This is a genomic window from Actinomadura latina NBRC 106108 (assembly GCF_001552195.1).
Lineage (GTDB): Bacteria > Actinomycetota > Actinomycetes > Streptosporangiales > Streptosporangiaceae > Spirillospora > Spirillospora latina.
Map to the genome: position 1 here is coordinate 135,322 of NZ_BCQS01000005.1, position 13,627 is coordinate 148,948.

Annotated in this window: 16 protein-coding genes; 6 read left to right on the forward strand and 10 right to left on the reverse strand. The window is 75.0% G+C overall.

Features of this window, described 5'->3' with window-relative positions:
- Window positions 1–39 precede the first annotated feature (39 nt).
- Entirely contained in the window at window positions 40–474 is a 435-nt protein-coding gene (locus tag AL2_RS06935) for a hypothetical protein (protein WP_067632425.1), read from the forward strand.
- Between the two features lie 15 nt (window positions 475–489).
- Here the strand turns inward: AL2_RS06935 and AL2_RS06940 are convergent, their stop codons facing one another.
- Window positions 490–1,116 carry a phosphorylase family protein gene (locus AL2_RS06940; RefSeq protein ID WP_168444758.1) on the reverse strand — a complete coding sequence of 209 codons (627 nt, stop codon included), beginning with the start codon at window positions 1,114–1,116 and terminating at the stop codon, window positions 490–492.
- Window positions 1,117–1,242: 126 nt separating this feature from the next.
- Here AL2_RS06940 and AL2_RS06945 point away from each other — a divergent pair, with 126 nt between their 5' ends.
- Window positions 1,243–1,581, forward strand: a complete 339-nt coding sequence (locus AL2_RS06945) for a hypothetical protein (protein WP_067631026.1) — start codon at window positions 1,243–1,245, stop codon at window positions 1,579–1,581.
- Window positions 1,582–1,600: 19 nt separating this feature from the next.
- Entirely contained in the window at window positions 1,601–2,776 is a 1,176-nt protein-coding gene (locus AL2_RS06950; protein ID WP_067631028.1) for a winged helix DNA-binding domain-containing protein, read from the forward strand.
- Window positions 2,777–2,806: 30 nt separating this feature from the next.
- On the opposite strand, the gene AL2_RS06955 is transcribed toward AL2_RS06950, so the two are convergent.
- Window positions 2,807–3,388 (reverse strand): hypothetical protein, encoded by a 582-nt coding sequence (locus tag AL2_RS06955; RefSeq protein WP_067631029.1) that lies wholly within the window; start codon window positions 3,386–3,388, stop codon window positions 2,807–2,809.
- 145 nt (window positions 3,389–3,533) lie between these two features.
- Here AL2_RS06955 and AL2_RS06960 point away from each other — a divergent pair, with 145 nt between their 5' ends.
- The 3 genes from AL2_RS06960 (at window position 3,534) to AL2_RS06970 (ending at window position 7,397) form a co-directional block, all read left to right on the forward strand.
- Entirely contained in the window at window positions 3,534–4,667 is a 1,134-nt protein-coding gene (locus AL2_RS06960) for an acyl-CoA dehydrogenase family protein (RefSeq protein ID WP_067631032.1), read from the forward strand.
- Between the two features lie 63 nt (window positions 4,668–4,730).
- Entirely contained in the window at window positions 4,731–5,612 is an 882-nt protein-coding gene (locus tag AL2_RS06965) for an acyl-CoA dehydrogenase family protein (protein ID WP_210748514.1), read from the forward strand.
- Between the two features lie 63 nt (window positions 5,613–5,675).
- Window positions 5,676–7,397 (forward strand): CocE/NonD family hydrolase, encoded by a 1,722-nt coding sequence (locus AL2_RS06970; RefSeq protein ID WP_067631042.1) that lies wholly within the window; start codon window positions 5,676–5,678, stop codon window positions 7,395–7,397.
- On the opposite strand, the gene AL2_RS06975 is transcribed toward AL2_RS06970, so the two are convergent.
- From AL2_RS06975 to hisD, 8 genes are read right to left on the reverse strand one after another with little or no spacing between them, the layout of a single operon-like run.
- Window positions 7,394–8,239, reverse strand: a complete 846-nt coding sequence (locus AL2_RS06975; protein ID WP_067631044.1) for an ATP-grasp domain-containing protein — start codon at window positions 8,237–8,239, stop codon at window positions 7,394–7,396. The genes AL2_RS06970 and AL2_RS06975 overlap by 4 nt on opposite strands.
- Before the next feature lie 17 nt (window positions 8,240–8,256).
- A complete protein-coding gene (gene hisF, locus AL2_RS06980) occupies window positions 8,257–9,018 on the reverse strand; it encodes an imidazole glycerol phosphate synthase subunit HisF (RefSeq protein WP_067631046.1) in 762 nt (253 codons plus the stop codon).
- Window positions 9,019–9,034: 16 nt separating this feature from the next.
- Window positions 9,035–9,754 (reverse strand): bifunctional 1-(5-phosphoribosyl)-5-((5-phosphoribosylamino)methylideneamino)imidazole-4-carboxamide isomerase/phosphoribosylanthranilate isomerase PriA, encoded by a 720-nt coding sequence (priA, locus tag AL2_RS06985; protein ID WP_067631048.1) that lies wholly within the window; start codon window positions 9,752–9,754, stop codon window positions 9,035–9,037.
- 34 nt (window positions 9,755–9,788) lie between these two features.
- Window positions 9,789–10,424 (reverse strand): imidazole glycerol phosphate synthase subunit HisH, encoded by a 636-nt coding sequence (gene hisH / locus AL2_RS06990; RefSeq protein WP_218003642.1) that lies wholly within the window; start codon window positions 10,422–10,424, stop codon window positions 9,789–9,791.
- Window positions 10,421–10,591, reverse strand: coding sequence for a CG2302 family histidine operon protein (locus AL2_RS38010; protein ID WP_168444759.1), 171 nt, complete (start codon window positions 10,589–10,591; stop codon window positions 10,421–10,423). The genes hisH and AL2_RS38010 overlap by 4 nt, the downstream gene beginning before the upstream one ends.
- A 2-nt stretch (window positions 10,592–10,593) precedes the next feature.
- Window positions 10,594–11,187 (reverse strand): imidazoleglycerol-phosphate dehydratase HisB, encoded by a 594-nt coding sequence (gene hisB, locus AL2_RS06995; protein WP_067631055.1) that lies wholly within the window; start codon window positions 11,185–11,187, stop codon window positions 10,594–10,596.
- A complete protein-coding gene (locus AL2_RS07000; protein WP_067631057.1) occupies window positions 11,184–12,272 on the reverse strand; it encodes a histidinol-phosphate transaminase in 1,089 nt (362 codons plus the stop codon). The genes hisB and AL2_RS07000 overlap by 4 nt, the downstream gene beginning before the upstream one ends.
- A complete protein-coding gene (gene hisD / locus AL2_RS07005; RefSeq protein WP_067631060.1) occupies window positions 12,269–13,576 on the reverse strand; it encodes a histidinol dehydrogenase in 1,308 nt (435 codons plus the stop codon). Before hisD ends, AL2_RS07000 begins: the two co-directional genes overlap by 4 nt.
- Window positions 13,577–13,627: the final 51 nt, after the last annotated feature.

Sequence of the window (13,627 nt, forward strand, 5' to 3'; positions counted from 1 at the left end):
CCCCTCGAATCGCGCATCTCACCCCGGAGAGGAATGGCGATGGGTTCCCGACACCCCCTCGACCTCATCAGGCCGCCGCTGCTGTGCGCGGCGGCGCTGGCGCTGCCGCTCGCGGCCGGCTGCTCCGCAAGCTCGGACGCCGCCGGCGAGAAGGCCGCCAAGCCGGCCAGCCTGCAGGAACTCGCGCAGCAGACGGACTGCAAGGTGACCGGCACCCGCAAGGTCAAGGACCTGGAGCAGGGGAACTGCAAGACCGGTCTCGGGCGCTACGTCCTGCTCAGCTTCACCTCCGACAAGGGCATGGACTCCTGGCTGCACGAGGCCAAGCCGTGGGGCGGCTGGTACCTGGTCGGGGCCCGGTGGGTGGCGGTCAGCGAGAAGCCGACGCTGGAGTCGCTGCGCAAGGAGCTCGGCGGCGAGATCGTCCAGGGCGACCACCACGGCACCGGGCACAGCGGCGGCGAGCACGGCTGATCCGGCTGATCCGGCTCAGCCGTCGCCGCCGCGGACCAGCAGGACGCTCCAGCGCTCCAGGGCGGGGCCGGTGCGGGCCAGGACGCGCCGTGCGGCCAGCCCGCGCCCGATGGTGCCCGGCCGCCACAGCGGGTGCCCGGGGCCGTCCACGACGACCCGGACGGCGGCGACCGGCAGCCCGCCGCCCCGCGCCGCGACGACGGCCGACTCCATGTCGGCGACGCGCGCGCCCTGCGCGGCGAGGACGGCGCGCTCCCCGCCGTGGACGACACGGCCGGTGGTGACGAGCGGGCCGACCTGCGTGCTCAGGCCGTCCCGGATCAGCTCCTCGGCGAGCAGCCGCGGCGCGGCGCAGGGCACCGCCGTCCCGCCGGGGCCGCGGATCTCGTCGGCGACGAGGACGTCTCCGGGCCGCAGCCGCGCGTCGAGCGCGCCGCCGAAGCCGACGACGACCAGCGCGGCGCACGCGTCCGGGAGCCGCGCCGCGCGCCGGGCGCGGTAGCCGACGACGACGACCGGTGTCCGGGTGAGCCCGCGCCGGACCGCACGCGCCTCGATCCCCAGCGCGGCGCACACGACCGGGCCGACCACCGGCGCTTCGGCGGCCTCGCCGCCGTCCACCGGGGCGCTGTCCGTACTCACGCGTCCAGCGAAGCACGAGGTCACCGTGAAGATCCAGCCGCGTCACCGTGCGGTACCACATTCGTCCCGGCCGGTTCCGCCTCGCGGAGGGCGGCGGCGGCCCGGCCTGCCCATAGACTCCCCGGCATGACCTCCATTCCCCTCCGGCGGAAGCTGGCCGTGATCCCGCTCGTCCTGCTGCCGCTCGGCGCGCTGGCAGCCTGCGGCGGCGAGAACAGCAAGACCTCCTGCGCCGTGAACTCCTGCACGGTGACCTTCGACCGCGGGGTCGACGCGAGCGCGTCCATCCTCGGGGTGAAGGCGGAGCTGGTGAAGGTGCAGGGCGACCTGGTCACCCTCAAGATCGCGGGCCAGCAGGTGACCGTGCCGGTGGGCGACGGCGGGCAGGAGGCCGAGGGCTTCAACGTCTCGGTCCAGTCGGTCACCAAGGACAATGTGGTGGTGAAGATCTCCAACGCCGGCTGAGCCGGGCTAAGCTTCGCACATGCGTTCGATGACTCCGGCGGAGCGGCGCGCCCGGCTCGCACTCCGCCACCGGCTCGCCCGGCAGGCCAGGACCGACGACGTCCTCGACATCGCGCGGTCCTTGGTGGTGCTGCACGCCACCGACCCGGCGACAGTGTTCCTGTCGGTCGCGGCCCGCAGCGCCGAGGCCGGCCCCGCCGCGGTGGAGCGGGCCCTGTACGACGACCGCACCCTGCTGCGGATGCTCGCCATGCGCCGGACGATGTTCGTCGCGCCCACCGACCTCGTCCCGGTCCTGCAGGCGTCCACGGCGAACGGGCTGGCCGTCAAGCAGCGCGCCACCTACACCCGGATGATCGAGCGCGGCAGCGGCATCGCCGACGCCCCGGCCCTGTTCGCCGAGGCCGAGGAGGCCGCGCACCGGGCGCTGCTCGCGCGCGGGGAGGCCACCGGCGCCCAGCTCGGCGCCGACGTGCCGCTGCTGCGGACGCAGGTCGACCCGGCGCCCGGCAAGTCCTACTCCCGGCCGACCGGCATCACCACCTGGGTGCTCGTCACCCTCGGCTGCGAGGGCCGCATCGTGCGGGGCCGCCCCAACGGGACGTGGGCCAGCAGCCAGTACATGTGGTCGCCCGTCGAGGCGTGGCTGCCCGGCGGCATCGAGGACGTCCCGGCCGACGGCGCCCGCGCCGCCCTCGTCCGCCGCTGGCTGCGCGCGTTCGGGCCCGCCCCGGTCGCGGACCTGAAGTGGTGGACGGGCTGGAACGCCGGCGACGTCAAGAAGGCCCTCGCGCTCCTCGACGTCACCGAGGTCGATCTCGGCGGCGCCACCGGCATCGCCCTGTCCGGCGATCTGGAGCCCGCGGCCGAGCCGGAGCCGTGGGCGGCGCTGCTGCCCGCGCTCGACCCGACGCCGATGGGCTGGCGGGAGCGCGGCTGGTTCCTCGGCGGCCACGGCCCGGCGCTGTTCGACCGCAACGGCAACATCGGCCCGTCCGTCTGGTGGGACGGCCGCGTCGTCGGCGGCTGGGGGCAGCGCAAGGACGGCGAGATCGCCGTCCGCGTCCTGGAGGACGTGGGCGCCGACGCCGAGGCCGCGATCGAGCGCGAGGCGGCGCGGCTGGCGGCCTGGTACGGCGACGTCCGCGCCGTGCCCCGGTTCCGCACACCGCTGGAGCGCGAGCTCACGTCCTGACAGGCCGGCGACGAACGTGCGCGGGGAGGTTCACCGGCGGGCGGCTCTGCGCCGGAGGAAGGTGATCACGAAGCTGAGGGCGGCGAGGCCGCCGAGCACGAGGGCGGCGAGGAAGGCGGAGCCGAGGTAGCCGTGCACGGTGGCGTCCGGCGCCACCAGGATCGGCCCGCCGGTGCCCCGGCAGGTCAGCCGCGCCGTCCCGGACGCCGGTGCCTGGAACGTGGCCGTGTAGCGGTAGCCGGCGCGCTCGGCCGCGCTCCAGGAGTTCTTCCGCGTCAGCCGGACGGGCCCGGACCGCTCACCGACCTGGACCACGCAGGAATAGGGCGAGGGGCCGCCGGTGCGGACGTAGAGGAAGTACCCGTACCCCTCGGAGAGCTGGACCCGCACCCCTGCGACCGGGTCCCCGGCCGCCGCCGGACCTCCCGCGACCTGGTAGTCGTCCCACAGGAACGCGAGCGCGGCGAGAAGGCCCGCCACCGCCGCGACGAGCAGGACGACCGGCAGCGCATACCAGCCCGCGCCGGGGCCGACACGGCGCTCCGGGACCCAGGAGGGCGCCGCCGACCCCAGGGGCGGCGGTCCCATCGGCGGGTTCGGCCCGGGCCGCATCTCGTGTTCTCCCCTCGGCGTGGGTTGTGGGAGGGCAACGATTCCAGACGGCACCGGCTCCGCCAAGGACGGCCCCTGGTAAGGGTCCGCTGATCGGCGCGCGGAGGCGCGTCTGTAACGTCGCCCTGAGACCGAGGAGGCGCACGTGGCCAGACCGTCCGACCTGGAGCCCGGGACGTTCCCCCCGCAGGCCGCCGAGCTGCGGGCGCAGGTCCGGGAGTTCCTCGCGGAGGCGGCGTTCACGCCCCGCTGCGACTGCTGGCTCACCGGCGCGGACCCGGCGTTCAGCAGGCGGCTCGGGGAGCGCGGCTGGCTCGGGATGACGCTGCCCGAGCGGTACGGCGGGCACGGCCGCTCCCCGCTGGAGCGGTTCGTGGTGATCGAGGAGCTGCTCGCCGCCGGGGCGCCGGTGGGCGCGCACTGGATCGCCGACCGGCAGACCGGGCCGAGCATCCTCGCCAACGGCTCCGAGGAGCAGAAGGCGCGGTTCCTGCCGGCGATCGCGCGCGGCGAGTGCTTCTTCGCCATCGGGATGAGCGAACCCGACTCCGGGTCGGATCTCGCGTCCGTCCGCACCCGCGCCGAGCGCGCGGAGGGCGGGTGGCGGCTGCACGGCACCAAGGTGTGGACGAGCGGCGCCCACATCGCGCACGCGATCCTCGTGCTCGCGCGGAGTTCCCCCCGGACGGACGACCGGCACGCGGGGCTGAGCCAGTTCATCGTCCCGCTGCCGGACGAGCGGGTGGCGATCCGGCCGATCCCGGGGCTGTCCGGCGAGCACCACTTCAACGAGGTCGTGCTCGGCGGGGTGTTCGTCCCGGACGCGATGGTGCTCGGCCGTGTCGGGGACGGCTGGCGGCAGGTCACCGCCGAGCTCGCCTACGAGCGCAGCGGGCCGGAGCGGCTGCTCAGCACGTTCCTGCTCCTGCGGCTGCTGCACGGCCGCGCGGCCGGACCGGCGGCGCGGCGCGCCCTCGGCCGGCTGACGGCGCGGCTGTGGGCGCTGCGGCAGGCGTCCCTGGCGGTCGCGGGGGCGCTGGACGCCGGGCTCACCCCCGACATCCCCGCGGCCCTGGTCAAGGACCTGGGGACGCGATTCGAGCGCGAGGTCATCGAGACGGTGCGGGAGCACGCGGACGTGGAGCCCGACCTCGCCTCCCCCGATCCGCTGGCCCGCGCGCTGGCGGAGGCGGTCGTCCAGGCGCCCGGGTTCACGCTGCGGGGCGGCACCAACGAGATCCTGCGCGGCATCGTCGCGCGCGGCCTGGGAGTGCGCTGATGGAGCTGCTGGAAGAGACCGCGCACGAGATCCTGGTCGCAGGACGACCCGTGGGCCGCGCTCGTGGAGTCCGGCCTGGCGCTGGCCGGCGTTCCGGAGGAGGCGGGCGGCAGCGGCGGGAGCCTCGCCGACGCCGCGGCGGTCCTCCGCGCAGCCGGGCACCGCGCCGCCGCCGTCCCCGTCGCCGAGACCGGCTGGCTCGCCGGGCGGCTCCTCGCCGGGGCCGGGCTGCCCGTCCCGCCCGGCGTCCTGACGGCGGCGTCCGGCGAGGTCGAGACCGACGGCCGGACCCTGAGCGGGACGCTGCGCCGGGTGCCCTGGGCTCGTTCCGCGCACCGGATCGCCGTCCTGGCGGACGGGCTCGTCGCGGTCGTCGACCCGGCCCGCGCGCGGATCACCGAGGGGGCCAACGTGGCGGGCGAGCCCCGCGACGACGTCGTCCTGTCCGGCGTCCGGGCCGAGGCCGCGGCGCCGTGCGGCGTGGACGCGGCGGAGCTGCGGCGGCGCGGGGCGCTGGCGCGGGCCGTGCAGCTGACCGGCGCGATGGGCCGGGTGCTCGACCTGTCCGTGCGGTACGCGGGCGAGCGGGAGCAGTTCGGGCGGCCGCTCGGGCGGTTCCAGGCCGTCCAGCAGATGCTCGCCGAACTCGCCGGGGAGGCCACGGTCGCGGACGTCGCGGTGCGCGCCGCCGTCCGCGCCCCGGACGACCCGGTCGCGGCGGCCGCCGCCAAGGCGAACGCGTCGCGCGCGGCGGGCACGGTCGCGGCGATCGCGCACCAGGTCCACGGCGCGCTCGGCGTCACCGGGGAGCACGTCCTCCGCACGCTCACACTGCGGCTCTGGTCGTGGCGGGACGAGTACGGAAACGAGACGGCCTGGGCGGACGAACTGGGCGCCTCGGCCGCCGCCGCGCCCGACCCGTGGGCGTTCCTCACCGGCGGATGACGATTGCGGTCCCCGCCGGCGGTTACCTTACTAGGTAGTAGCCCCATCGCGGACGGAGGCGGAATGGCGCCCTGGGACCGACTGCCCGCCCCACCGATCCGGCTGCGGCGCCCCGCCGCGCTGTCCCGCTACACGGTCGAGCGCGACCTGCCGGCGACCATGCCGGACGGCGTGACCCTCCTCGCCGACCGGTACGTCCCCGCCGGCGTCGAGCGGCCGCCCACGATCCTGGTGCGGACGCCCTACGGGCGGCGCGGCCCCGCCGCCCTGGCCAACGGGCTGCTGTTCGTCCCGTTCGGGTTCCAGCTGGTCGTGCAGAGCGCGCGGGGGACGTCCGGATCCGGCGGCGAGTTCGACCCGCTCGGCAGCGAACGCGACGACGGGCTCGCCACCGTCGAGTGGATGAAGCGGCAGCCCTGGTTCCACGGCGCGTTCGCCACCTTCGGCCCCAGCTACCTCGGCTACTCGGCGTGGGCGATCGCGGCGGAGGCGGGTCCCGAGCTGAAGGCGATGTCGCTGCAGATCACCGCGTCCTCCTTCCGCGACGCCGCCTATGTGGGCGGGGCGTTCGCGCTGGAGTCCACCCTCACCTGGACCGACCTGACGCACCGGCAGCAGCGCCCGCTCGGCATGATCACCGCGCCGCTGACGTCCCGGCGCCGCGCCCTGCGCGCCGCCCGCTCCGGCCGCCCCCTCGCCGAGCTGGACGTCCTCGCCGGCGGCGCGCCGATGCGCTTCTACCAGGACCTCCTCGCCAACCACGACCTCCTCGGGGGCCACGCCGTCCCGAACCGCTACTGGGACCGCCGCGACTTCAGCGGCACCGTCGGCCGGGTCGCCGCGCCCGTCAGCCTCCTCGGCGGCTGGTACGACGTGTTCCTGCCGTGGGAGATCAAGGACTACCTCGCGCTGCGCGCCGCCGGGCACGCCCCGTACCTGACGATCGGGCCCTGGTGGCACACCGACGCCCGGCACGGGCTGCCGGGGATCCGGGAGTCGCTCGCCTGGTTCCGCGCCCACCTGCAGGGCGACCCGTCCGGGCTGCGCCGCGACCCCGTCCGGCTGTACGTGACGGGCGCCCGCGAATGGCGGCACTACCGCGACTGGCCGCCGCCGGGCACGCGGCAGGTCCGCTGGCACCTGCACGGCGGCCCGTGGAACCGGCACAGCCTCGGCGAGGACGGCCCGCTGGACCACCCGGCGAGCACCTACACCTTCGACCCCGCGCACCCGACGCCGGCGCTCGGCGGCCCCACCCTGCTCGGCAGCTCCCGCCCCGTCGACAACCGCCCGCTGGAGCGGCGCCCCGACGTCCTCGCGTTCACCTCCCCCGCCCTGAGCGCCGACCTGGACGTGATCGGCCCGGTCGGCGCCGACCTGTTCGTCCGGTCCGACCGCGAGCACACCGACTTCATCGTGCGGCTCTGCGACGTCGCCCCGGACGGGACGTCCCGCAACGTCTGCGAGGGCGGGCTGCGCCTGCCCGCGGTCGCCGAGAAGCCCGTCGGGACGGACGGCGTCCGCCGCATCGCCGTCGACCTGTGGCCCGCCGGCCACCGGTTCGCGCGCGGCCACCGGATCCGCGTCCACGTCACCAGCGGCGCCCACCCCAAGGTCGCCGTGAATCCGGGCACCGGCGAGCCCCTGGCCACCACCGCGACCCGCATGCTCAAGGCCCGCCAGGAGGTCTTCCACGACCCCGACCACCCGTCCGCGATCATCCTGCCGATCGCCGAGCGCTCCCCCGAGGCCGCCGTCCCGGCACCCGAGGAGGACCCGGTCTAGAGGCGGGCGGCGATCGCCTCCGCGAATTTCGCCGCGCTTCCCGGACCGTGCTGCAGGTACAGGTTGGGTTCCGTCAGTTCCAGCTCGATGATGAGCGGGGACCCCTCCGGGCCGGGGATGAGGTCGACGCGGGCGTAGAGGAGGTCGTGGCCGCCCGGGACGGCGGCGAGGGCGCGGTACGCGACGTCCAGTTCGGCTTCGGTCGCGGTCGACGCGGTGACCTGGCCGCGCGTCCTGTCGTTCCGGACGGGGCCTTCGACGCCCGCGCCGGCGGTGAGGATCCGGGCCTTGCGTCCGGCGTGGCTGTACTCGCCGTCGCAGAAGACCAGGGCCGTCTCGCCGGCGGTGTCGACCGCCGTCAGGTAGGGCTGGACCATCGCCGTCCGGCCCGCGTCGCGCAGGGAGCGCAGGTGGGCGCGGGCCCGCTCGTCCTCGCCGGGGCCCCAGCGGGCCGTGTCGCCGGAGCCGATCGAGACCGCCGGTTTGACGACGTACTCCGGCCATCCGGACGGGATGCCGGCCGGGTCCCAGAGCGTCGGGACGACGGGCAGGCCGGCGCCGGCGAGGTCGCGGAGATAGCGCTTGTCGGTGTTCCAGCGGATGACCTCCGCCGGGTTGAGGACGCGCGGCAGGCTCTCCGCCCACGCGACGAACTCGTCGCGCCGGGACGTGTAGTCCCAGGTGGAGCGGACGACGACCAGGTCGTAGCGGGACCAGTCGACGTCGCCGTCCCAGATCACGGGCTCGGCGCCGACGCCCAGGGAGGCGAGCGCGCCGATCAGCTCCCGAACGTCGTCGCTTCCGCCGGGCAGCGGCGAGCACGTCGCGAACGCGATGGTCATACCGGGGGGCTTCCTCTTCAGCGGACGGGGTGGCCCGCCTCGCGCAGGGCGGTCTTGACCTCGGGGATCGTCAGTTCCCCGAAGTGGAAGACGCTGGCGGCGAGGACGGCGTCGGCGCCCGCGGCGACGGCGGGCGCGAAGTGCCCGACCGCGCCGGCGCCGCCGCTGGCGATCACCGGCACCGTCACCGTCTCCCGGACGCGGCGGAGCATCTCCAGGTCGAAGCCGGCCTTGGTGCCGTCGGCGTCCATGGAGTTCAGCAGGATCTCCCCGACGCCCAGCTCCTCGCCGCGGCGGGCCCACTCGATCGCGTCGATGCCCGTCCCCTCGCGGCCCCCGTGGGTGGTGACCTCGAAGCCCGACTCGGTGCCGGCGGCCCGGCGCGCGTCCACCGACAGGACGACGCACTGCGACCCGAAGCGGTGCGCGGCCTCGCGCAGGAACTCCGGCCGCGCGATCGCCGCGGTGTTGATCGAGACCTTGTCGGCGCCCGCGCGCAGCAGCCGGTCGACGTCCTCGACCGTGCGGACGCCGCCGCCGACCGTCAGCGGGATGAAGACCTGCTCGGCGGTGCGGCGCACGACGTCGTAGGTGGTGGACCGGTCGGCGCTGGACGCGGTGATGTCCAGGAACGTCAGCTCGTCGGCGCCCTCGGCGTCGTAGCGGCGCGCCAGCTCGACCGGGTCGCCGGCGTCCCGCAGGTTCTGGAAGTTGACGCCCTTGACCACGCGCCCGGCGTCGACGTCCAGGCACGGGATCACCCGCACGGCGACGGTCACTTCACGGCCTCCCTGATCACTTCACGGCCGCCAGGGCCTCTTCCAGCGTGAACGCCTGCGCGTACAGGGCCTTGCCGACGATCGCGCCCTCGACGCCATCGGAAACAAGACCGGCCAGGGCCCGCAGGTCGTCCAGCGACGAGACGCCGCCGGACGCGACCACCGGCTTGTCGGTCCGGGCGCAGACCTCGCGGAGCAGCCCGGTGTTGGGGCCGCGCAGCGTCCCGTCCTTGGTGACGTCGGTGACGACGTAGCGGGGGCAGCCGTCGTCCTCCAGCCGGGCGAGGACCTCCCACAGGTCGCCGCCCTCCCGCGTCCAGCCGCGGGCGGCGAGCGTCGTGCCCCGCACGTCCAGCCCCACCGCGATCTTGTCGCCGTGCGAGGCGATGATCTTCCGGCACCACTCGGGGTTCTCCAGCGCGGCCGTGCCGATGTTGACGCGGGCGCACCCGGTGCCGAGGGCCGCCTCCAGCGACGCGTCGTCGCGGATGCCGCCGGACAGCTCCACCTTCACGTCCAGCCGCCCGGTCACCTCGGCGAGCAGCTCCCGGTTGGAGCCGCGCCCGAACGCCGCGTCGAGGTCGACGAGATGGATCCACTCCGCCCCCGCCCGCTGCCAGGCCAGCGCCGCGTCGAGCGGGGCGCCGTAGGAGGTCTCGGTGCCGGCCTCGCCCTGGACCAGGCGGACCGCCTGGCCGTCGGCGACGTCGACGGCGGGAAGGAGCGTCAGAGTCATGCGGGAACCCTATCGAGGCTGATGGAACGGGTGATCAGGCGACCGTGGCGAGCCAGTTGCGCAGGAGGTGCGCGCCGGCGTCGCCGGACTTCTCCGGGTGGAACTGGGTGGCGCACAGCGGGCCGTTCTCGACGGCGGCGACGAAGCGGTCGCCGTGCTCGGCCCACGTGACCAGCGGCGGCGCGATGGTGCCGGCCGGGTCGGGCTCCAGGTCCCAGCTGCGGGCGGCGTAGGAGTGGACGAAGTAGAACCGCGCGCCGTCCAGGCCGTCGAAGAGGACGGAACCCTCCGGGGCGTCGACCGTGTTCCAGCCCATGTGCGGGACGACCGGCGCGTCCAGCCGGTCGACCGTGCCGGGCCATTCGCCGCAGCCCTCGGTGGTGACGCCGTGCTCGATGCCCTTGGCGAACAGGATCTGCATGCCGACGCAGATGCCGAGGACGGGGCGCCCGCCCGCGAGGCGGCGGCCGATGATCTGCTCGCCCCGGACGGCGCGCAGGCCCGCCATGCAGGCGGCGAACGCGCCGACGCCCGGGACGACCAGGCCGTCGGCGTTGAGCGCGGCGTCCCAGTCGGCGGTGACGGTGACGTCGGCCCCGGCGCGGGCCACGGCGCGCTCGGCCGAGCGCAGGTTGCCGGAGCCGTAGTCGAGGATGACGATGTTCGTCACAGCCACATCACTCCCCCGGCGAACACCAGCCCGGCGAGGACGAGCAGGATCAGCGCACCGACCTTGATGCCCTGCTTGATGAAGCTGTAGACGCCCGCCAGCAGGAAGACCGCGATCGCGAAGACGGCGATGTTGCCGTAGGTGAGGTGCAGGTCACCGATGTCCACGGCTACAGCGCTCCCTTGGTGGACGGGATGCCGTGCACCTTCGGGTCGAACGCCACCGCGTCGCGCAGCGCGCGGGCGAGGGCCTTGAACTGCGCCTCGACGATGTGGTGGGCGTTGCGCCCGTACGGGACGTGGACGTGCAGCGCCACCCGCGCGTTCGACACGAACGACTCGAAGATGTGCCGGGTCATCGTGGTGTCGTACTCGGGGCCGATCATCGGGGCCATGCCGTCCGGCTCGACGTGCACCAGGTAGGGGCGGCCGGAGACGTCCACGGTGACCTGCGCGAGCGCCTCGTCCAGCGGGATGGACGCGTCGGCGAAGCGGCGGATGCCGACCTTGTCGCCGAGCGCCTCCCGGAACGCCTGGCCGAGCGCGATGGAGGTGTCCTCGATCGTGTGGTGGCTGTCGATGTGCAGGTCGCCGGCCGTCTTCACGGTGAGGTCGAACGATCCGTGCTTGCCGAGCTGGGCCAGCATGTGGTCGAAGAACCCCACGCCGGTCGCGACGTCGACCCGCCCGGTCCCGTCGAGGTCGATCTCGACCAGGACCTGGGTCTCCTTGGTCCCGCGCTCGATCCGTCCCTTGCGCGTCACAGACTCTCCTTCAGTGCGGTGCGGAACGCGGCCATCTCGCCGGGGGTGCCGACGCTGACCCGCAGCCACTCGGGCGGTCCCACCTCCCGGATCAGCACGCCGCGCCCGAGCAGGTTCTCCCAGACCTCGCGGCGGTCCGGGAAGGTCCCGAACAGGACGAAGTTGGCGTCGGAGTCGGCCACCCGGAAGCCCTCGGCGCGCAGCCACGCGACGAGGTCGTCGCGCTCGCGGCGCAGGGCCTCGACGCCGCCGAGCAGTTCCCCGCCGTGGGCGAGGGCGGTGCGGGCGACGGCCTGGGTGACGGCCGACAGGTGGTACGGCAGCCGGACGAGCAGCAGCGCGTCGATCACGGCGGGGTCGGCGGCCAGGTAGCCGAGCCGGGTGCCGGCCATCGCGAACGCCTTGGACATCGTCCGGGTGACGATCAGCCGCGGGTTGCCGTCCAGCAGCGTGAGCGCGGACGGCGTCTCGGCGCGGCGGAACTCCGAGTACGCCTCGTCGACGACGACCATGCCCGGCGCCGTCCCCAGCACCGCCTTGATCGCGTCGAGGGGCAGCGCCGTGCCCGTCGGGTTGTTCGGCGAGGTGAGGAACACGACGTCGGGGCGGTGCTCCTCGACGGCGGCGGCGGCCCGCTCGGGTTCGAGGCCGAAGTCCTCGTCGCGGAAGGCGTTCACCCAGCGGGTGCCCGACACGGCGGTGATGACCGGATGCATCGAGTAGGAGGGCTCGAAGCCGAGCGCGGTGCGGCCCGGCCCGCCGAACGCCTGCAGGATCTGCTGGATGATCTCGTTGGAGCCGTTCGCCGCCCACACCCGGTCCCTGGTGAGGCCCGCGGCGGGCGTGTCGGTGTTCAGGAACGCGGCGAGGTCCTCACGGAGCGCGACGGCGTCGCGGTCGGGGTAGCGGTTGAGGGTCCCGGCGACGTCCATGACGGCCTCGCCGAGGGCCTTCACGAGCCGCTCGGACGGCGGGTACGGGTTCTCGTTGGTGTTCAGCGCGTACGGGACGTCCAGCTGCGGCGCGCCGTAGGGCACCCTGCCGCGCAGGTCGTCCCGCAGCGGCAGGTCGTTCAGCGAGGTCACGAAGGGATCCCCCAGTCGAAGCGTGCCTTCAGGGCGGCGCCGTGCGCGGGCAGGTCCTCGGCCTCGGCGAGCGCGACCACGCGCCCGGTGGCCTCGGCGAGGGCGTCCCGGTCGTATTCCACGACGTGCACGCCCCGCAGGAACGACTGGACCGACAGCCCGGACGAGTGGCAGGCGCACCCGCCGGTCGGCAGGACGTGGTTGGACCCGGCGAGGTAGTCGCCGAGCGACACCGGCGCGTGCCGCCCCACGAAGATCGCCCCGGCGTTGCGGACGCGGGCGGCGACCGCCGCGGCGTCGGCGGTCTGGACCTCCAGGTGCTCGGCGGCGTAGGCGTCGACGACCTTCAGGCCGTCCTCGACGCCGTCCACGAGGACGATGCCGGACTGCCGCCCGGCGAGCGCCTCGGTGATCCGCTCGGTGTGCCTGGTGCGGGCGGCCTGCGCCTTCAGCTCGGCCTCGACCTCGTCGGCCAGCCGCACCGAGTCGGTGACGAGGACGGCCGCGGCGAGCGTGTCGTGCTCGGCCTGGCTGATCAGGTCGGCGGCGACCTCCACCGGGTTCGCGGTGTCGTCGGCGAGGATCGCGATCTCGGTCGGGCCGGCCTCGGCGTCGATGCCGATCACGCCCTTGAGCAGCCGCTTGGCGGCGGCGACGTAGACGTTGCCGGGCCCGGTGACCAGGTCGGCGCGGGGGCACTCATCGGTGCCGTAGGCGAACATCGCGATGGCCTGGGCGCCGCCCGCCGCGTACACCTCGTCCACGCCGAGGAGAGCGCACGCGGCCAGGATCGCCGGGTGCGGCAGCCCGCCGAAGTCCTTCTGCGCCGGCGAGGTCACGGCGAGCGAGCCGACGCCCGCCTCCTGCGCCGGGACGACGTTCATGACCACGCTGGACGGGTACACGGCGCGCCCGCCCGGCACGTACAGGCCGACGCGCCCGACCGGGATCCACCGCTCGGTGACGGTGCCGCCGGGCACGACCTGCGTGGTGACGTCCGTGCGGCGCTGGGCGCGGTGCACGGCGCGGGCGCGGCGGATGCTCTCCTCCAGCGCGTCCCGGACGGCCGGGTCGAGGCCGGCGAGGGCCTCGTGGACGGCCTTCACCGGAACGCGCGTGCTCTCCAGCTCGACCCCGTCGAACGCCTTCGTGTGCTCCCGGACCGCCGCCGAGCCGCGATGGCGCACGTCCTCGCAGATGGGCCGCACCTTGTCCAGGGCGGCCTCGACGTCGAAGTCGGCGCGGGGCAGCACGGAGCGCAGGTCGCCGGGAAGCGGGCCGCGCAGGTCGATACGGGAAATCACCCGTCCAGTCTACGGAGTGCCCCCGGCCCCTCGCGCACCGTCTCACGTCGC

Bases quoted from the DNA above. Each gene is read 5' to 3' on its own strand.
- AL2_RS06935 (WP_067632425.1), top strand. From the start codon at position 40: ATGGGTTCCCGACACCCCCTCGACCTCATCAGGCCGCCGCTGCTGTGC.
- AL2_RS06945 (WP_067631026.1), top strand. From the start codon at position 1,243: ATGACCTCCATTCCCCTCCGGCGGAAGCTGGCCGTGATCCCGCTCGTC.
- AL2_RS06950 (WP_067631028.1), top strand. From the start codon at position 1,601: ATGCGTTCGATGACTCCGGCGGAGCGGCGCGCCCGGCTCGCACTCCGC.
- AL2_RS06955 (WP_067631029.1), bottom strand. From the start codon at position 3,388: ATGCGGCCCGGGCCGAACCCGCCGATGGGACCGCCGCCCCTGGGGTCG.
- AL2_RS06970 (WP_067631042.1), top strand. From the start codon at position 5,676: ATGGCGCCCTGGGACCGACTGCCCGCCCCACCGATCCGGCTGCGGCGC.
- AL2_RS06975 (WP_067631044.1), bottom strand. From the start codon at position 8,239: ATGACCATCGCGTTCGCGACGTGCTCGCCGCTGCCCGGCGGAAGCGAC.
- priA (WP_067631048.1), bottom strand. From the start codon at position 9,754: ATGACTCTGACGCTCCTTCCCGCCGTCGACGTCGCCGACGGCCAGGCG.